Origin of the sequence: Stutzerimonas nosocomialis, assembly GCF_005876855.1 — a bacterium.
Classification (GTDB): domain Bacteria; phylum Pseudomonadota; class Gammaproteobacteria; order Pseudomonadales; family Pseudomonadaceae; genus Stutzerimonas; species Stutzerimonas nosocomialis.
Genome location: NZ_QLAE01000016.1, coordinates 77531 through 94003 on the forward strand (window position 1 = coordinate 77531; position 16473 = coordinate 94003).

At 67.8% G+C, this 16473-nt stretch carries 20 protein-coding genes; 7 read left to right on the forward strand and 13 right to left on the reverse strand.

The annotated features are described in order from the left end of the window. Nucleotides 1–39 precede the first annotated feature (39 nt). Entirely contained in the window at nt 40–1182 is a 1143-nt protein-coding gene (gene pdxB / locus DN824_RS11950; RefSeq protein ID WP_138408628.1) for a 4-phosphoerythronate dehydrogenase PdxB, read from the reverse strand. A gap of 114 nt (nt 1183–1296) precedes the next feature. Between pdxB and DN824_RS11955 the strand changes: the two genes are divergently transcribed. After that, nucleotides 1297–2688, forward strand: coding sequence for an MATE family efflux transporter (locus DN824_RS11955; RefSeq protein ID WP_138408629.1), 1392 nt, complete (start codon nt 1297–1299; stop codon nt 2686–2688). A gap of 7 nt (nt 2689–2695) precedes the next feature. On the opposite strand, the gene DN824_RS11960 is transcribed toward DN824_RS11955, so the two are convergent. After that, a complete protein-coding gene (locus DN824_RS11960) occupies nt 2696–3451 on the reverse strand; it encodes a sulfite exporter TauE/SafE family protein (RefSeq protein WP_138408630.1) in 756 nt (251 codons plus the stop codon). A 102-nt stretch (nt 3452–3553) separates the two neighbouring features. Between DN824_RS11960 and DN824_RS11965 the strand changes: the two genes are divergently transcribed. Next, nucleotides 3554–4510, forward strand: a complete 957-nt coding sequence (locus tag DN824_RS11965; protein WP_138408631.1) for a LysR family transcriptional regulator — start codon at nt 3554–3556, stop codon at nt 4508–4510. Between the two features lie 7 nt (nt 4511–4517). Here the strand turns inward: DN824_RS11965 and DN824_RS11970 are convergent, their stop codons facing one another. Both DN824_RS11970 and speE read right to left on the reverse strand, forming a co-directional pair. After that, nucleotides 4518–4850, reverse strand: coding sequence for a ribonuclease E inhibitor RraB (locus DN824_RS11970; protein WP_138408632.1), 333 nt, complete (start codon nt 4848–4850; stop codon nt 4518–4520). A gap of 233 nt (nt 4851–5083) precedes the next feature. Continuing rightward, a complete protein-coding gene (gene speE, locus DN824_RS11975; RefSeq protein ID WP_138408633.1) occupies nt 5084–5944 on the reverse strand; it encodes a polyamine aminopropyltransferase in 861 nt (286 codons plus the stop codon). Between the two features lie 160 nt (nt 5945–6104). Here speE and DN824_RS11980 point away from each other — a divergent pair, with 160 nt between their 5' ends. Then, nucleotides 6105–6986, forward strand: a complete 882-nt coding sequence (locus DN824_RS11980) for a DNA-3-methyladenine glycosylase family protein (protein ID WP_138408634.1) — start codon at nt 6105–6107, stop codon at nt 6984–6986. A 1-nt stretch (nt 6987) separates the two neighbouring features. Here the strand turns inward: DN824_RS11980 and DN824_RS11985 are convergent, their stop codons facing one another. The 8 genes from DN824_RS11985 to aroC form a co-directional block, all read right to left on the reverse strand. After that, nucleotides 6988–7521 carry a histidine phosphatase family protein gene (locus tag DN824_RS11985; protein WP_138408650.1) on the reverse strand — a complete coding sequence of 178 codons (534 nt, stop codon included), beginning with the start codon at nt 7519–7521 and terminating at the stop codon, nt 6988–6990. A 35-nt stretch (nt 7522–7556) separates the two neighbouring features. Beyond that, nucleotides 7557–7748, reverse strand: a complete 192-nt coding sequence (locus DN824_RS11990) for a PLDc N-terminal domain-containing protein (RefSeq protein ID WP_138408635.1) — start codon at nt 7746–7748, stop codon at nt 7557–7559. A gap of 48 nt (nt 7749–7796) precedes the next feature. Further along, nucleotides 7797–8006: a PLD nuclease N-terminal domain-containing protein gene (locus DN824_RS11995; RefSeq protein WP_138408636.1), complete on the reverse strand. Its 210-nt coding sequence runs from the start codon at nt 8004–8006 to the stop codon at nt 7797–7799. Between the two features lie 76 nt (nt 8007–8082). Continuing rightward, a complete protein-coding gene (mtnC, locus tag DN824_RS12000) occupies nt 8083–8766 on the reverse strand; it encodes an acireductone synthase (protein ID WP_138408637.1) in 684 nt (227 codons plus the stop codon). Nucleotides 8767–8833: 67 nt separating this feature from the next. Further along, the gene (locus DN824_RS12005; RefSeq protein WP_138408638.1) at nt 8834–9379 is read right to left on the reverse strand and encodes a 1,2-dihydroxy-3-keto-5-methylthiopentene dioxygenase; all 546 of its coding nucleotides are present in this window, start codon (nt 9377–9379) and stop codon (nt 8834–8836) included. A gap of 66 nt (nt 9380–9445) precedes the next feature. Further along, the gene (locus DN824_RS12010; protein WP_138408639.1) at nt 9446–10066 is read right to left on the reverse strand and encodes a methylthioribulose 1-phosphate dehydratase; all 621 of its coding nucleotides are present in this window, start codon (nt 10064–10066) and stop codon (nt 9446–9448) included. After that, complete coding sequence (locus tag DN824_RS12015; RefSeq protein WP_138408640.1) at nt 10063–11214, reverse strand: MFS transporter; 1152 nt, start codon at nt 11212–11214, stop codon at nt 10063–10065. Before DN824_RS12015 ends, DN824_RS12010 begins: the two co-directional genes overlap by 4 nt. A 49-nt stretch (nt 11215–11263) precedes the next feature. After that, on the reverse strand, nt 11264–12355 hold the full coding sequence (gene aroC / locus DN824_RS12020; protein WP_138408641.1) for a chorismate synthase: 1092 nt from the start codon (nt 12353–12355) through the stop codon (nt 11264–11266). 149 nt (nt 12356–12504) lie between these two features. On the opposite strand from aroC, the gene DN824_RS12025 reads away from it, so the two are divergent. Then, nucleotides 12505–13467: an alpha/beta hydrolase gene (locus DN824_RS12025; RefSeq protein ID WP_138408642.1), complete on the forward strand. Its 963-nt coding sequence runs from the start codon at nt 12505–12507 to the stop codon at nt 13465–13467. 90 nt (nt 13468–13557) lie between these two features. After that, a complete protein-coding gene (locus tag DN824_RS12030) occupies nt 13558–14352 on the forward strand; it encodes a hypothetical protein (RefSeq protein ID WP_138408643.1) in 795 nt (264 codons plus the stop codon). Nucleotide 14353: 1 nt separating this feature from the next. Here the strand turns inward: DN824_RS12030 and prmB are convergent, their stop codons facing one another. Then, nucleotides 14354–15274, reverse strand: coding sequence for a 50S ribosomal protein L3 N(5)-glutamine methyltransferase (gene prmB, locus DN824_RS12035; protein WP_138408644.1), 921 nt, complete (start codon nt 15272–15274; stop codon nt 14354–14356). Nucleotides 15275–15455: 181 nt separating this feature from the next. Between prmB and DN824_RS12040 the strand changes: the two genes are divergently transcribed. Both DN824_RS12040 and DN824_RS12045 read left to right on the forward strand, forming a co-directional pair. Beyond that, nucleotides 15456–16049, forward strand: a complete 594-nt coding sequence (locus tag DN824_RS12040; protein WP_138408645.1) for a cysteine hydrolase family protein — start codon at nt 15456–15458, stop codon at nt 16047–16049. A 99-nt stretch (nt 16050–16148) separates the two neighbouring features. After that, complete coding sequence (locus DN824_RS12045) at nt 16149–16472, forward strand: hypothetical protein (RefSeq protein ID WP_138408646.1); 324 nt, start codon at nt 16149–16151, stop codon at nt 16470–16472. The last annotated feature ends 1 nt before the right edge of the window (nt 16473 follow it).

A 16473-nucleotide genomic window follows, 5' to 3' on the forward strand; every position in this document is an offset into this window, starting at 1 on the left:
CCGATCTGCGCCCGCCTGCCCGCGCAGATCGGCGCCGCGCTAGATCAGCGAAGCGCCCAGCGCCCGTACGATCCGCTCGAGGGCCGGATTGTCGCCATCGACGCGGACCTGCAACCCGTCGATTTCCCGCCTGACCGGATAACGCTTGCGCAGCTCGTCGAAGGCTGCCCGACGACTGGCCTCGTCGCCGCACAGGCTGCGGCGAAAATCGGCATCGTCACGGCGTGGATCGTAGACCGCGCGGCACAGGGTGGACAGCACCTCCCGTGGCGAGGCGCCGGCGGCGAAGCTCAGGCCCTGCAGCCCAGGCGCGGGCATCAACGCCTCCAGGCTGGCGCCGGGCGTCAGCCCCCGGGCCGCGCAGAACGCCTGGTGAATCTGCGCGGTGCCGCGCAGCTTGCCCTCGAGACTGTAGCCGGCGATATGGGGTGTGGCGATCAGGCAGCGTGCGGCCAGTTCGACATCGACAAGGGGCTCGCCCTCCCAGACGTCCAGCACCACCTGCAGGTCGGCGCCACCTTCGAGCTTGCGCAGCAGCGCCGCATTGTCGACCACCGCGCCGCGACTGGCATTGATCAGCCAGGCACCCGGCTGGAGGCGGTCGAGTTCGGCACCGCCGAGCAGATGAAAGGTGGCGAACGCGCCTGCGGTCTCGAGCGGCGTGTGCAGGCTGATGACGTCGCAGTCGGCCAGGACCTGCTCCAGCGCCACGAAATCGCCCGCCTCCCGGGCAGCCCGCGGCGGATCGCAGACCTGCACCGACCAGCCCAGGCCGCGCAACACCTCCACCAGCCGACCGCCGACCTCCCCTGCGCCGACCACCCCGTAGCGGCGCGTGGCCGGGTCCACTCCGCTGCGCTCGGCCAGCGCGAGAATGCTGCCGAGCACATAGTCCACGACGCCGCGCGCGTTGCAGCCGGGCGCGCTGGCCCAGTCGATCCCGACGCGCTCGAAATGGTCCAGATCCAGGTGGTCGGTGCCGATGGTGCAGGTCCCGACGAAGCGCACCGCAGAGTCTTCCAGCAGGTCGCGATCGACCCGCGTCACCGAGCGGACCAGCAGCACATCGGCCTGTTCGACGGCGGCGCGATTGATCGCCCGCCCCGGCATGCGGCGGATCTCGCCGAACTCGCCGAAGAAGGCGTCGACCAGAGGAATGTTTTCGTCGGCGAGAATGCGCATGCGCGGCTCCTGCGGGGATCGGCCGACCATTCTAGCAAAGGTGCCCCGCCGCTTTCGGCGCCTCGCGCCGGCGCGTAGACTTGCCGTCCATTTTGTATACAACCGGAAACCGCAATGCCCACGCAGCCACGACTCGCGCGTGTACTCAGCGAACTGCGTACCCTCTTCGTCCTCGCCTTCCCGATCATGATCGCCCAGCTGGCGCATACCGCCATGGGCTTCGTCGATACCGTGATGGCCGGCCGCGTCAGCGCGTCGGACCTCGCCGCCGTGGCGCTCGGCAATTCCCTCTGGGTTCCGGTTTTTCTGCTGATGACGGGCATCATCCTGGCCACCACGCCCAACGTGGCCCAGCGCTTCGGCGCCGACCAGCAGGCGCAGATCGGTCCACTGGTGCGCCAGGCCCTGTGGATGGGTCTCGGGGTGGGAACGCTCTGCGCGGTGGCGCTATGGAATGCCGGGCCGGTCCTGGACCTGATGCGGGTCGAGCCGGCGCTGATCGATCCTTCGATTGCCTACCTTCGTGCCGTCGCCTGCGGCTTTCCGGCAGCGGCGCTGTATCAGGTGCTGCGCTGTTTCAGCGACGGGCTCGGACGGACCCTGCCGGCGATGAAGATCGGCATCTTCGGGCTGCTGCTCAACATCCCACTCAACTACATCTTCATCCACGGCAAGCTCGGGCTGCCGGCCATGGGCGGTGTCGGCTGCGGCTGGGCCACCGCGATCGTGATGTGCTGCATGTTCCTGGGCATGCTGTTCCATGTCAGCCGCGAGGAACACTACCGAGCCAGCGAGCTGTTCGCGCGTTTCGAATGGCCTCGGTGGCAACCCATCGGACGGCTGCTTTCGATCGGCGTGCCGATCGGCGTGGCGGTGTTCGCCGAAGCCAGCATCTTCTCGGTCATTGCGCTGCTGATCGGCGGCCTCGGCGCTGAAGTCGTGGCCGGCCATCAGATCGCGCTCAACTTCACCTCGCTGATCTTCATGATCCCCCTGTCGCTGGGCATCGCCATCACCGTCAGGGTCGGCCAGTCACTGGGCCGCGGTGCACCGCGCGACGCGCGCTTCGTCGCCGGCGTAGGCATTGGCGCCGCGCTGATCTACGCCTGTTTCTCGGCGAGTTCGATGTTGCTGCTCAACGAGCAGATCCCGCGGTTCTACACGGCGGACCCGGCCGTCATCGCGGTGGCGGCGAGCCTGTTCTACTACGCCGCACTGTTCCAGTTCTCGGACGTGGTTCAGGTCACCGCCGCCAGCGCCCTGCGCGGTTACCAGGACACCCGCATGACCATGGTCTTCACCCTGTTCGCCTACTGGGGAATCGGCTTACCCATCGGTTACCTGCTGGGCCTGACGGACTGGCTGGGCGAGCCGAGCGGGCCGAAGGGACTGTGGCAAGGACTGATCGCCGGGCTCAGCTGCGCGGCGATCCTGCTCGGCATCCGCCTGGCGCGAAGCGCGAGACGGGAAATCCGCCGCGCCCGCCAGCCCCGGATCGAGGCCTGAGCCTCCCTCAGCCCTTGTAGGCGAGCAGCACCGCGCTGGCCACCAGAAAGCCGCTGAACAGGACGCGCAGCAGGCGCTCGGGCAATGCGTGGGCCAGCCGAACGCCAAGGCTGATGCTGAGCAGGCCGCCCAGGGCCAACGGCAACCCGAGCCACCAGTCGACCTGTCCGTGCATCGCGTAGGCCGCCAACGTCACGCCGGTGCTCGGCGCAGCCAGCGCCAGCGACAGCCCCTGGGCGACGACCTGACTGGTGCCGAACACCGCGGTCAGAATCGGCGTGGCGAGCACCGCACCGCCGACACCGAACAGCCCGCCCAGCGAGCCCGCGCCCGCACCCAGCAGGCCGAGCCAGGGCCAGGGATACCTCAACTCCGTACCGCCGGGCTGGTGGCGCAGGAACGCCCGCAGCAAGGTGTAGGCCGCCAGCGCCAGCAGGAAGACGACGAAGGCCATGCGCATGCGGCCCGCATCCAGCGACACGGCCACGGCCGCGCCGACGATGGCGAAGGCGAAACTGCTGATCGCCAGCGCGCCCGCGTGGCGGATGTCGATGCGGTTGCGCTGGTGATAACGCCAGACCGCCAGCAGCACGTTGGGCACCACCATCACCAGGGCCGTGCCCTGGGCCAGTTGCTGATCGAGGCCGAACAGCACGCCCAGCACCGGAATGGCGATCAACCCGCCACCAATGCCGAACAGGCCTCCCAGCGTACCCAGCACCAGCCCCAGGACAACGTCCAGCGCGAACTCCAAGATCGACATACCACACTCCGCTCAACGAAAGGCGACATGCTACGAGCCTTGGGCTGGCAGCGAAACGCATAGCCACGCACAATGGCTATGCACGAAACGCAAAGGCCAGCCATGCAGTCAGACCACCTATCCGATCAGCTCAGCCTCTTCCTCGCGGTTCTGGAAAGCGGAAGCTTTTCCAGCGCGGCCCGCCAGCAGGCACTGACACCCTCTTCCGTCGCGCGGCGCATCGATGCGCTGGAAGCGACCCTCGGCTGCCAGCTGGTCAGTCGCAGCACCCATGCGGTACGCCCGACCGCGGCGGGCCTGGCCTTCGCCGAACGTGCCCGGCGCATCCTCCAGGAACTGCAGCTGGCGCGGGCCGAGGCCGCCGCCCATGGCAGCTCGCCGGAGGGTCGCATCCGCATCGATGCCCCGGCGCCCTTTGGCAGGCGGCACCTGGCGCCGGCGCTCGCCGAGTTCCTCAAGGCCTATCCGGGCGTCGATATCCAGCTGCGCCTGATCGACAGCTTCATCGACCTGCAGGGCGAGCACCTGGGTGAAGTCGACCTGGTCCTGCGCATCGGCCCGCTGGCCGATACCCGCCTGGTGGCCACACCGCTGGCGCCGATGATCCGAGTGGTGTGCGCGAGTCCGGACTATCTGAACCGCCGTGGCGTACCGCTGACCCCGGCGGAACTGCCGGAACATGACGGGCTGGACTGGGACAGCCCGGCGCCCCCGCACGCCTGGCGTTTCGAGCACGAAGGGCGCAGTCGCCTGCTGCGGCCGCGGCGCCTGCGTCTGGTGGCGAACAATGCCGAGGCGCTGCTTTGCGGCGCACGCGCCGGCCTCGGCATCGCCCATCTGCCGACCTGGCTGATCAGCGACCAGCTGCAGGCCGGCGAACTGCAGGCGCTGTTCTGCGAGAACGGCCTGCCGTCGCCGGAACCGAGCGGCATCTACGCGCTGCGCCTGACGCGCGAAGCCGACTCGCGGACCCGCCTGCTGCTGGAATTCCTCAAAAGCCGATTCGGCCCGACCGCCCCGTGGGACCTGGCGCTGCAGGGCCGGTTCGGAGAACGCTGACGCTCGGCTAGACGTTGATCTCCTGGGTCACGCCCCAGCCGTCGAGCACGCCGCCCAGGGGCTCCACCAGTTCTTCGAGGTCCTGTTCGAAGTCGTCGATGCCGTTGTGGGTCGCGTACATCACCTTGCTGACCTGCAGGCTCCAGGCCCCATCGTCCCGGGCCGATATCTGCGCGTTGGTGGACTCGCCGCGAAATTTGCTCGCCGCGAGGCGGGCGCGATCCTCGTCGGGAAAGATGGCGTAGAACTCGATGGGATGAACCCGGGCAAAGTCGAACCCGCCCTCCTTCATCCTGCGCAATACGCTGCTGCTGATGTCCTCTTGGAAGGTAGTACTCATGATCAACCTCCTCGGGCTTGGCTAAGACGCGCCTCCTGACTCTATGCCTGCGGACGTCGGCTGTCGCCTGGAAAGACTGCCGATGCACAGCCACGACTCTACGGCGCAGGCAGGGCCGGCGGCGCTGGTATACGAGTTCTGAGGGGTACAGGCCGATGGAAGTTCGAACGAAGCGTGTCCGCGTTGCCCGCGCCGCGGGCGGCCGCGGGGCCGGCGAGGCCCCGCGAGAGGGTTCAGCTGTTGCTGGACTTGTTGATCGCCTGCAGGACGTACTGCGGCAGGGCAAAGGCGCCCAGGTGGATTTCCGGGTTGTAGTAGCGGGTGACGATCGCGCTGCCGGCGAACCGCTGCCTGAGCACCTCGAGCGACAGCTTGCGGGCCTGGCCGTCGCACGCGCCCCAGGCGAAGGTCATGGCACCGCCGATGTAGGTCGGCACCGCCGCCTGGTAGAAATGCCAGTCGGCGAACAGGCCGTTCATTCTGCTCGCGGTGGTCTGCACCTCGGACAGCTGCATGAACGGCGTGCCGTTCTGGGTCACCAGGATGCCGCCGTCGGCCAGGCAGCGGCGGCAGGCCTGGTAGAAATTCTCCGAGAACAGTACTTCGCCCGGCCCGATCGGATCGGTGGAGTCGGAAATGATCACGTCGAACTTCTGATCGGTGGTGGCGACGAAACGCATGCCGTCGTCGATCACCAGGTTCAGCCTCGGATCGTCGAACGCGCCGCGGGAATGGTTGGGCAGGAAGGTCTTGCACATGTCCACCACCGTGCCGTCGATCTCGACCATGGTGATGTGCTCGACGCTGTCGTGCTTGGCGACCTCGCGCAGCATACCGCCGTCGCCGCCGCCGATGATCAGCACCCGCCGCGCCAGCCCGTGGGCGAGGATCGGCACGTGGGTGAGCATCTCGTGGTAGATGAACTCGTCGGCCTCGGTGGTCTGGATGACGCCGTCGAGCGCCATCACGCGCCCCATGCGGGCGTTCTCGAAGATCACCAGGTGTTGATGTTCGGTGCGCACCTCGTGCAGCAACCGGTCCATGCGAAACCGCTGGCCGTAACCCTCGTAGAGAGTTTCCTGATAGTCGCTCATGGGGGTCGATCTCCGCTGGCTGACGATGGAGGGCGACGCGTCCGGCCGCCCTGGAAAAGGGCCGCGCATTCTACGTCGCCTTCGATGACAGGTGAAACCTTGCCGCCTTGAAAGCGCAGGCCGACGCGACAGGGCCCGCCCAAGCGATTATGGTCTGGGCATGAGTGAGCCGATCGTCATATCCCTGCCCTATTGCCCGCCCTGGGAATGGACGCAGTTCCACGAGCATTTCGCCCTGCGGCTGCTGCCGGGCGTCGAGGCGCTGGATGAAACGCGCTACAGCCGCAACATCCGCCTGGCCGGGGTCCGCGGCTGGTTCAGCGTGCGGCCGCTGCCCGAACGGGACGCCCTGGAGCTGACCTTGAGCGCCTCGGCCGCCAGCGTGCGCGAGCCGCTGGCCGCCCACGTACGCAAGATGTTCGATCTCGACACCGACCCGCAGACGCTGCTCCGGCACTTCGCCCAGGACGAGGCGATCGGCCCGCTGATAGCCGCCAACCCCTCGTTGCGTCTTCCCGCGGCGTTCGATCCGTTCGAACAGGCGGTTCGGGCGATCATCAACCAGCAGGTCTCGATCAAGGCGGCGGTCACCATCACCCGCCGCCTCGTCGAACGCCTCGGCGAACCCCAGCACGACCCGGAGATGCCGATGCTGGACCGGCTGTTCCCGACGCCCGAGGCCATCGCCGGCGCGACGCTCGACAGCATCGGCATGCCCGCCAAACGGCTGGCCGCGCTGCAGCGCTTCGCCGCCAGCGTCGCCCAGGGGGCGCTCGAACTGCATGTTGAAGACGGTGCCGATGCGCTGGTGGCCCGCCTGTGCGAACTCCCCGGCATCGGGCCCTGGACGGCGCAGTACATCGCCCTGCGCGGCTTCGGCGAAGCGGATGCCTTTCCGGCCGCGGACCTGGGCCTGCTCAAGGCGCCGACCTGGGGCCCGGAGGGCATCGGTGCCAAGGCCCTGGCCAAACGCGCCGAAGCCTGGCGCCCTTGGCGCGCCTATGCCGCGATTCACCTCTGGCGCAACTACGCGGGTCGATGACTCAGGGCGTCGGCACGCGCGCCAGCACCCGCGCCGGATCGGCCAGCGGCAACGCGATGATGGCGGCCTCCCCGGAGCGCGGGAAGATTCCCGTCAGGGCGGTGACGTTGACCTGATGGCTGACCAGCACCAGCGGGTCGCCGGGCGGCATCGCGGCGAGGTCGCGTCGCAAGGTGGCGGTGTGAACGTCGCCGCGGTGCCTCTCGGCGATGAAGGAGTCGAGCGACGGCAGCGGTCGGACCTCGCCGAGCCCCATTCCCCGCGCGGTATCCAGCGCGCGGCACCAGCGGCTGCTGAACAACCGCACGCGGGTGATGCCCTTTGCGCGCAACAGTTCGCCCCAACGCCGGGCCTCGGCGCGACCTCGCGAATCGAGGTTGCGCTGGGTGCTGCAATCGGAAAGGACGAAACCGGCGGGATCTCCCAGGCCTGGCGCGGTGGCATGGCGCATCAGCAGCAGCGCCCGCCCCTCGCGCAGCGCGTCCCAGGCCGACTCGTCCGCCTGGGACAAGGGCGCCAGTGCCAGCAGCGCCATCAACCAGAGCCCGCTCCACAGGCGTCCGGGCACGGCTAGAGCCTCACTTTTCCCAGCGGCCCGGCAGCCCAGGCCCACATGATGATGCCGACCACCGGCAACAGGATGATCACCGCCGACCAGACGACCTTGCGCCCGGGCTCGATACCGCTACGCAACACGAAGAACAGCGCAACGACATCGAGCACTGCGACCAGCACCATCAGGATCGTGCTCAGAGTCTCCATCGCGCACCTGCGTCAGAAGCCGCCCCGCAGAGCGGGGCAACGGGTGCCTCAGGGTCGAAGCTGGCCGGCGTCGCCGTTGCGGTTGCCGCGCGGGCCCATGATGCCCCAGATGATCAGGCCCAGAACCGGCAGGATCACGATCAGCAGCACCCAGAGAATCTTCTTGCCGGTCTCGCTGTCGCTGCGCAGCACGCTGACGATGGCCCAGATATCCAGAAGAAGAATGATCAGGCCGAAAATTCCGCCAAAGGCATCCATGAGGTCGCTCCTGTTTCAGGTAGGTTCCTAATTTAGGATGCCGGCGCGGGAACAGGGTTCAGTCCAGGCGGGGCGCTCAGTAGAGCGAGAGGTCGATATCGTCGAACGACGCGACGACCGGGTGTCCGGCCAGCTCGCCGCCCTCGCGGGCCAGCCCGCAGGTGCGCATGCCGATGGCGCGTGCGGCATCGAGCTCCTGCACCACGTCGGAGAGGAACAGCACCTGTTCGGCCGGCAGCCCGACCGCCCGCGCGATACGCTCGTAGGCTTCGGGCTCGCGCTTGTTGCCGGTGGTGGTATCGAAGAAGTCGCTGAAAAGCGGCGTCAGGTCGCCTGCCTCGGAGCAGCCGAAGATCAGCTTCTGCGCCTGAACCGAGCCCGACGAATAGACGTAGAGCCGATAGCCCGCCTCGTGCCAGCGGCGCAGCGCAGCGACCGCATCGGGATACACGTGACCCTTGAGCTGACCGGCCCGATAACCCTTGGCCCAGACCATGCCCTGCAGCGTCTTGAGGGGCGTCGCCTTGCGATCGGCCGCGATCCACTCCAGCAGGATCTCGATCACACGCTCGGTGCTGGCGCCCGGCTCGCCGCTTTCCTGGCGGACGGCATCGAGCTGCGCGGCAACGTCGGGCTGGCTGGCGTAGGTGCGCACGTAGGTCGGCAGGTGCTTCCTGGCGTAGGGAAACAGCACGTCGAAGACGAAGCTGACGGCGCTGGTGGTGCCTTCGATGTCGGTGAGGATCGCTTTGATGGTCATGGTGTTGTCCCGAAGGTGCGGCGGCCGGATTGAGGCAGGCGAGCCAATGCGGCCGCCGCCGTGGAGGTCAGTCTTCCAGGCGCGGGAAGCGGCTGGCGATGTCTTCGCCGGTGAAGTGGGCGACCCAGCCTTCCGGGTTGTTGAACAGGCGGATGGCGACGAAGTGCGGGTTCTCGCCCATGTCGAACCAGTGCGGCGTGCCGGCCGGCACCGAGATCAGGTCGTTCTTCTCGCACAGCACCGCATAGACGTATTCGTCGATGTGCAGCGTGAACAGCCCACGGCCCGCCACGAAGAAACGCACCTCGTCCTCGGCGTGGCGGTGCTCGTCGAGAAACTTGGCGCGCAGCTCGGCCTTCTGCGGATGGTCGCGGTCGAGGCTGATCACATCGACGGTGACGTAGCCACGCTCGGCCTTGAGGCGATCGATCTGGGACCGATACGCGGCGATCACGTCCTCCTGGGAAGCGCCGGCCGTTACCGGCGCGCTGGCTTCCCAGCGCTCGAAGCGCACGCCGACTTCGGCCAGCGTGGCGGCGATGTCCTCGCCATGGGTCAGAACCTTGTTCGGCAGCTCGGGCGATGCCTGGTGATAAACGCTGAGTGTGCTCATGGTCGATTTCCGCTCGGGTTCCTGGCCGGGGCGCGGAGCGCCTGCGGCCGTTATCGGGATGGTCGGTCAGTGACGGTGCAGCGCGCGCACGGCGAGCTCGCACTCGAAGAGAAACTCGAAAGCCTCGATCTGGCGCAGCGCATCGCTCATCTGCGCACCCCAGGTGTAGAGGCCGTGGCCGCGAATCAGGTAGCCGACACAGTCGGGATGCGCCTCGAGCCAGGGCTGGATGCGCCCAGCCAAGCGGGCGATGTCCTGATCGTTGTCGAAGATCGGTACCAGCACCTGGCTCTCGTGGGTCGAGATGCCCGAAAAGGCCTTCTGCAGCTCGTAGTCGGCGAACACCAGCGAGTCGCCGAGGCTGATCCGCGACAGCACGGTCGCGTTCACCGAATGGGTATGCAGCACCGCGCCGATGTCCGGTTTCCAGGCGTACAGCTGGGTGTGCAGCAGGGTTTCGGCCGAGGGCTTCTTGCCAGGCTCGAGGCTCTGACCCTGCAGGTCGACCGCGAGCAGGTCATCCGGGCCGAGTTCGCCCTTGTGCCTGCCCGACACCGTCAGCAGCACCTCGCTGCCGCTCAGGCGCGCCGAGTAGTTGCTGCTGGTGGCGGGCGACCAGCCGCGTCCGTAGAGAAAGCGCCCCGCCTCGATGATGGCGCGGGAAAGGGATTCACGTGTGGCAGTCATGCCCGGTCCTCTTGCAACGGGATGGCAATGATAACGGCTGCGGTCAGCGCCGCCAGGCTGGCGATCGCAAAGGTCCAGACCGGCCCGAGACTGGCCCAGCTGTAACCGGAGTACAACGCGCCGAGCGCCCCGCCGATGCCAGCCAGCGAGGCATACAGCGCCTGCCCCTGCCCCTGCTGCCGATGTCCGAAGCTGTGCTGGACGAAATGGATGGCCGCCGCGTGGAAGCTGCCGAACGTGGCGGCGTGCATCAGCTGGGCGACCAGCAACACCGCCAGGTTGTCGGCCAGCGCGCCGAGCAGCAACCAGCGCAAGGCCGCGAGGGCGAAGCTCGCCATCAGCACCTGGCGCAGGCTGAAGCGCGCCAGGATCGGCACCATCACCAGGAACAGCAGCACCTCGGCGACCACCCCGAGGCTCCACAGCAGGCCGATGGTGGTCCGCGGGTAGCCGAGGCTTTCCAGATGGATGCTGAAGAAGGTGTAGTAAGGCCCGTGGGACAACTGCATCAGGCCGACGGACAGGTAGAACGCCAGTACCGGCTTGCGAAACAGCTGGCGCAGGAAGCCGCCGTCGCCGGGCCGCTCGTCGCGCTGCTGCGGCTGGGCGTTGGGCACCCAGGCGCTGCTGACGACGATGCCGGCCATGATCACGACGATCGCCAACGGGTAGATGCCCAGGCCGAAGCGGTCGAACAGCACGCCCAGGCCGACCACCGCCAGGATGAAGCCGATGCTGCCCCACAACCGGACCCGGCTGTAGCGCGAGGCCTGGTCGCGCAGGTGCGCGAGGGTGATGACCTCGAACTGCGGCAGCACGGCGTGCCAGAAGAACGCATGCAGCGCCATCACCAGCGCCAGCCAGGCGTAGCTCTTGCTGTAGAAGATCAGCGCGAAGGACAGCAGCGTACAGAGCGCGCCGATGCGCACGATCGCCAGCCGCTGGCCGGTGCGGTCGCCCAGCCAGCCCCACAGGTTCGGCGCCAGGCAGCGCATCAGCATGGGGATGGCGACCAGCTCGCCGATCCGCTCGGAGGCGAACCCCAGGTGGTCGAAATAGAGCCCGAGGAACGGCGCCGTCGCCCCCAGCAGGGCGAAGTAGAACAGGTAGAAGCCGGACAGGCGCCAGTAAGGCAGCGCGTTGCTCATGCCGGATCGCGCGCAGGCGCGCGCGACGTCATCGCCACGAACCGACGTTTCAAAGCTGTGGCAATACCGGCGTGTCGACCTGCACATCGGCGTTCTGCCCACGGTGACGCAACAGGTGGTCGAGCAGGACGATGGCCATCATCGCCTCGGCGATCGGGGTGGCACGGATGCCGACGCAAGGGTCATGACGGCCCTTGGTGATGACGTCCGACGCACTGCCGTCGACATTGATCGAGCGGCCCGGCGTGGTGATGCTGGAGGTCGGCTTGAGCGCCAGATGCGCGACGATCGGCTGGCCGCTGGAGATTCCGCCGAGGATCCCGCCGGCGTTGTTGGAGACGAAGCCCTCGGGCGTCAGCTCGTCGCGATGCTCGGTACCCCGCTGGGCGACCGAGGCGAAGCCGACGCCGATCTCGACGCCCTTCACCGCGTTGATGCTCATCAGCGCATGGGCGAGGTCCGCGTCGAGGCGATCGAAGATCGGCTCACCGAGGCCCGGCGGCACGCCTTCGGCGATCACCGTGATCTTCGCGCCCACCGAGTCCTGGTCACGGCGCAACTGATCCATGTAGGCCTCCAGCTCCGCGACCTTGTCCGGGTCGGGACTGAAGAAGGCGTTCTGCTCCACGCTGTCCCAGCCCTTGAAGGCGATCTCGATTGGCCCAAGCTGGCTCATGTAGCCGCGCACCTGGATGCCCAGCTTCGCCAGGTATTTCTTGGCGATGGCCCCGGCGGCCACGCGCATGGCGGTTTCGCGAGCCGAACTGCGGCCGCCGCCGCGGTAGTCGCGCACGCCATACTTGTGGTGGTAGGTGTAGTCGGCATGGGCCGGACGGAAGAGGTCCTTGATCGCCGAATAGTCCTTGGACTTCTGGTCGGTGTTGCGGATCAGCAGCCCGATCGGCGTGCCGGTCGTGCGGCCCTCGAACACCCCGGAGAGGATCTCGACCTCGTCGGCCTCCTGGCGCTGAGTGGTGTGCCGGCTGGTGCCCGGCTTGCGGCGGTCGAGGTCGCGTTGCAGGTCGGCGCTGCTCAGTTCGAGGCCGGGCGGGCATCCGTCGACGATGGCCACCAGTGCCGGACCATGGCTTTCACCAGCGGTGGTGACGGTGAACAGTTTGCCGAAAGTATTGCCGGACATGCACGACGCTCCGCGAACGACCTCGAGAAAGGGCCGGCAGTATACCTGAGCCGACCGCTGTTTCGCTGTTCCCGGCGATGGCCCTACACTCGCGCCGAACCTTGAGGCACCTGCCGCGTCCAACGCCGCGTCGTCGAAACGAATCCGCCATGCGCCTTCTACTGATCGCCCTGCTCGCCATGCTCGCCCCTTCCCTCCAGGCACAGACCCTTCTCCAGCAGCCCGTGCGCCTGGAGACGCCGACCGGCGCATTGCACGGCAGCCTGATGCTGCCCAAGCGCGACACCGCCGTGCCCGTCGCCCTGCTGATCGCCGGCTCCGGACCGACCGACCGCGACGGCAACAACCCCGACGCCCACAACGATGCGCTCAAGCGCCTCGCCCAGACGCTGGCCCGGCTGGGCGTTGCCAGCGTGCGATACGACAAACGTGGCATCGCCGCCAGCAGGCCGGCCGCGCCGGACGAGCGCGACCTCAGCGTCGAGGGCTATGTCGAGGATGCCGTCGGCTGGGTCCGTCAGCTCAGGCAGGACGCCCGCTTCGCCTCGGTGATCCTGATCGGCCACAGCGAAGGGGCGCTGATCGCCAGCCTGACCGCCCCCGTCGCGCAGGCCGAGGCGGTGATCTCGATCGCCGGCACGGGAGAGCCGGTGGATATCCTGCTGCGCGACCAGCTGCAGGGCCGCCTGCCGCCACCGCTACTGGCGACCAGCTTCTACCTGCTCGACGAACTCAAGGCCGGGCGCCAGCATGCGGACATACCGCCACCGCTGCAGGCCCTGTTCCGCCCGAGCGTCCAGCCCTACCTGATCTCGCTGTTCCGCCAGGACCCCGCCGAAGCCTTCGCGGCGCTGCAGATGCCCGCCCTGATCATCCAGGGCCGACACGACATCCAGGTCAGCGTCGCCGACGCGAAGGCCCTGCATCGCGCCAAGCCCGACGCCGAACTGGCGCTGATCGACGGCATGAACCACGTGTTGCGCATCGTGCCGGCCGAGCGCAACCGCCAGATGGCCTCCTACAACGACCCCTCGCTGCCGATCGCCAGGGCGCTCGGCGAGCACATCGGCCGCTTCCTGCGCACCCACGGCCTGTTGCCACCCTCCAGTTAATCGCCACCTGGCCGATACCCTGCTGCACAGGCCGGGGTGCAGCGCTTCGCAGCCCCCCACGCCACGCGCCGAGACGATGCAGGGCCCACGATGACCGATACACCCGAGACTCCGATGGAAACCGAAGCCGACACCGCTGCCGAGGCGGCGCCGGCACCCCATCCCTGGGCCGAGCTGCAGGCCGAGCGTTTTCGCCTGCTTCGCCTCGCGCCACTGCCCACCGACCGCGCCACCGGCGCGCGACCGCTGCGCTTCGTCCAGTTCGGCGAGGTGGAACGCCACACATCGCAGCAGAGCCTGCTGCGGCTGTTCATCCACCTGCCCGGCCAGGCGCTGCACCGGCAGCAGAACGTGCTGGAGGTGTGGGCCGACCACCGCAGCAAGGAAGTGCGCTTCGGCCCGGACACGGGGCTCAAGATCGAGCCCCTGAACCGGGGCCTTGGACGCTTCCTGCTGGCCCGGGGCGCCGCATGGGCGAAGAAGCGCTGGGCTCACTACCAGATCGAAGGCGGATCGCTGAGCATGAAGGATGTCTTGAGCGAAGACGCCCGCATGCGCCGCGACCACTTCCTCAAGGCCCAGGGCTTCGACGTCGACTATCCCGACGCCCGTGCGCTGAAGGCCACCTATGCCGCCCCTCGCGTCAGCGCGCTGCACGGCGACTGGAACCAGGACAAGGTACAGATCGTCGAGCTGCTCGACGGCGCCGCGATGCTCGAACAGGCCGATCGCAGCCTGCAGGAACAGGAGACGTCGATCCGCACGCTGCAGGAGCGCATGGCGCGCTTCCAGCGCGAAGACGGCACCCTGCGCTTCACCATCGTCTGCCTGGTGGCCTTCGCCCTGTTCCAGGCCGGACTGCTGATCTGGATCGCGACGCGCTGAATCAGCCCTTCAGGCGGGAGCGGAACAGCGCCTGGTGCTCGCGGCACTGGCTGGCCGCCAGCAGGAACACCCCATGCCCGCCGCGGGAAAACTCCAGCCAGGTGAAATCCACTTCCGGGTAAAGCGCCTGGACGTGGACCTGGCTGTTGCCCACCTCGACGATCAGCGAGCCCTTGTCGGTCAGGTGGTCGGCCGCCTCGGCGAGCATCCGCCGCACCAGATCCAGCCCGTCCTCGCCGCACGCCAGCCCCAACGCCGGCTCATGGCCGAACTCCGGCGGCATGTCGGCGAAATCCTCGGCATCCACATAGGGCGGGTTGGAGACGATCAGGTCGAAGCGCTGCCCCGGCAGGCCGTCGAAACCGTCGCCCTGCACCGTGTAGACGCGCTCTTCGAGGCCATGGTGCTCGATGTTGCGGTTGGCGATCTCCAGGGCGTCGAACGACAGGTCCGCCAGCACCACCTCGGCGTCCATGAACTCGTAGGCGCAGGCGATGCCGATGCACCCCGAGCCGGTGCAGAGGTCGAGGATCCGCGCCGGCTCCTGCGCCAGCCAGGGCCTGAACTGCTGCTCGATCAGCTCGGCGATCGGCGAGCGCGGCACCAGCACGCGCTCGTCGACGATGAAGGGCAGACCGCAGAACCACGCCTGTCCCAGCAGGTAGGCGGTGGGTATGCGCTCCTCGATGCGGCGGCGCAGCAACTCGGTGAGGTGCTCGCGCTCGTCGTCCTCCAGACGGCAATCGAGATAGCTGTCGGCGATCTCGTAGGGCAGATGCAACGCACCCAGGACCAGCTGCCTCGCGTCGTCCCAGGCGTTGTCGGTGCCATGGCCGAAGAACAGCTGCTCGGTGTGGAAGCGGCTGACGGCCCATCGGATGTAATCACGCAGGGTACGCAGGCGCGATGGCGAAGCGGTCACAGAGCATCTCCCAGGGTCAAAGGGCGGCAGTTTAGCTCAGCCATGTGCCCTTTTTCTCCTGCGCCGGCGAGCGTCATTGCCATGAGCGCAGCACCTCGACGCAGGACTCATTGCATCGCAGCGGTTCACATCCTCGTCATCTGGCGCCACAATCACCGCTCTTTCACACAAGGAGTCAGCAATGTCCCTGCCACAGACCATGTTTCAGCTCAGTGGCCGTGGTTACGCGCCGGCAAAGCTGGCAAACGCCACTCTGGTCATCATCGATGCGCAGGAAGAATACCGCGATGGCGTGCTGGCACTGCCAGGGCTGGAAGCCGCACTCAAGGAAGTCTCCACCCTGCTCGCCGCCGCCCGTGAAGCCGGCGCGCCGGTCGTGCACGTGCGTCACCTGGGCATCAGCGGCGGCCTGTTCGACCCCCAGGCACAGCGCGGCCAGATCATGCCCGAAGCCGCCCCGCAGGCCGGCGAGGCGGTGGTCGAGAAGCGCCTGCCCAACGCCTTCGCCGGCACCGACCTGCATGATCGGCTCCAGGCGCTGGGCCGGCTGGACATCATCGTCTGCGGATTCATGACCCACTCGAGCATCAGCACCACCGTGCGCGCCTCGAAGGACTACGGTTACCGCTGCACCCTGGTCGATGAAGCCTGTGCCACCCGCGACCTGCCCCACGGCCAGGGCGTGGTCAGCGCGGCCGATGTCCATCGGATGGAAATGACCATCCTCGCCGACAACTTCGCCGCCTGCGTCGACAACACCCAGGCGCTTCTCTGATCGAGCGACTCGCTGCGGCGTGCCGAGACTCGATGCTGACGGGCAATGAACCCGACCGGGATGTTTCCGGTCACAGCCCTGTCCTGAAGAGGTACCGCAATGAAGTCATCCGATGGTTTCGACGCCCGCCGCCTGCGCCCGCCACGGGAGCGCCGCGGATGGGGTCTGCGCCTGGTGATCACCCTCGGCGCGATTTTCGCCATCCTCGGCGTGCTGCTGGCGCTGGCCGGCACCGCCTCGCTGCTCGGCCACGGACAGGCGCTCGGTAGCCTCGGCGCCGGGCGCGACGGCGCTATCGTGATGCTGGTCGTTGGCGTTGTGCTGCTGTGGCTGGGTATCTTCATCTGCCGTCGCTGCCGACGCCGCCTGCGCCGACCGGACGGCCTGAGCATGTCGCCGCACCTGCTGCGCAAACGCCGCTAGT

Excerpts from the sequence above, each read along its gene's own strand:
- pdxB (WP_138408628.1), bottom strand. The coding sequence starts at position 1,182 with ATGCGCATTCTCGCCGACGAAAACATTCCTCTGGTCGACGCCTTCTTC.
- DN824_RS11955 (WP_138408629.1), top strand. The coding sequence starts at position 1,297 with ATGCCCACGCAGCCACGACTCGCGCGTGTACTCAGCGAACTGCGTACC.
- DN824_RS11960 (WP_138408630.1), bottom strand. The coding sequence starts at position 3,451 with ATGTCGATCTTGGAGTTCGCGCTGGACGTTGTCCTGGGGCTGGTGCTG.
- DN824_RS11965 (WP_138408631.1), top strand. The coding sequence starts at position 3,554 with ATGCAGTCAGACCACCTATCCGATCAGCTCAGCCTCTTCCTCGCGGTT.
- DN824_RS11970 (WP_138408632.1), bottom strand. The coding sequence starts at position 4,850 with ATGAGTACTACCTTCCAAGAGGACATCAGCAGCAGCGTATTGCGCAGG.
- speE (WP_138408633.1), bottom strand. The coding sequence starts at position 5,944 with ATGAGCGACTATCAGGAAACTCTCTACGAGGGTTACGGCCAGCGGTTT.
- DN824_RS11980 (WP_138408634.1), top strand. The coding sequence starts at position 6,105 with ATGAGTGAGCCGATCGTCATATCCCTGCCCTATTGCCCGCCCTGGGAA.
- DN824_RS11985 (WP_138408650.1), bottom strand. The coding sequence starts at position 7,521 with ATGGCGCTGCTGGCACTGGCGCCCTTGTCCCAGGCGGACGAGTCGGCC.
- DN824_RS11990 (WP_138408635.1), bottom strand. The coding sequence starts at position 7,748 with ATGGAGACTCTGAGCACGATCCTGATGGTGCTGGTCGCAGTGCTCGAT.
- DN824_RS11995 (WP_138408636.1), bottom strand. The coding sequence starts at position 8,006 with ATGGATGCCTTTGGCGGAATTTTCGGCCTGATCATTCTTCTTCTGGAT.
- mtnC (WP_138408637.1), bottom strand. The coding sequence starts at position 8,766 with ATGACCATCAAAGCGATCCTCACCGACATCGAAGGCACCACCAGCGCC.
- DN824_RS12005 (WP_138408638.1), bottom strand. The coding sequence starts at position 9,379 with ATGAGCACACTCAGCGTTTATCACCAGGCATCGCCCGAGCTGCCGAAC.
- DN824_RS12010 (WP_138408639.1), bottom strand. The coding sequence starts at position 10,066 with ATGACTGCCACACGTGAATCCCTTTCCCGCGCCATCATCGAGGCGGGG.
- DN824_RS12015 (WP_138408640.1), bottom strand. The coding sequence starts at position 11,214 with ATGAGCAACGCGCTGCCTTACTGGCGCCTGTCCGGCTTCTACCTGTTC.
- aroC (WP_138408641.1), bottom strand. The coding sequence starts at position 12,355 with ATGTCCGGCAATACTTTCGGCAAACTGTTCACCGTCACCACCGCTGGT.
- DN824_RS12025 (WP_138408642.1), top strand. The coding sequence starts at position 12,505 with ATGCGCCTTCTACTGATCGCCCTGCTCGCCATGCTCGCCCCTTCCCTC.
- DN824_RS12030 (WP_138408643.1), top strand. The coding sequence starts at position 13,558 with ATGACCGATACACCCGAGACTCCGATGGAAACCGAAGCCGACACCGCT.
- DN824_RS12040 (WP_138408645.1), top strand. The coding sequence starts at position 15,456 with ATGTCCCTGCCACAGACCATGTTTCAGCTCAGTGGCCGTGGTTACGCG.
- DN824_RS12045 (WP_138408646.1), top strand. The coding sequence starts at position 16,149 with ATGAAGTCATCCGATGGTTTCGACGCCCGCCGCCTGCGCCCGCCACGG.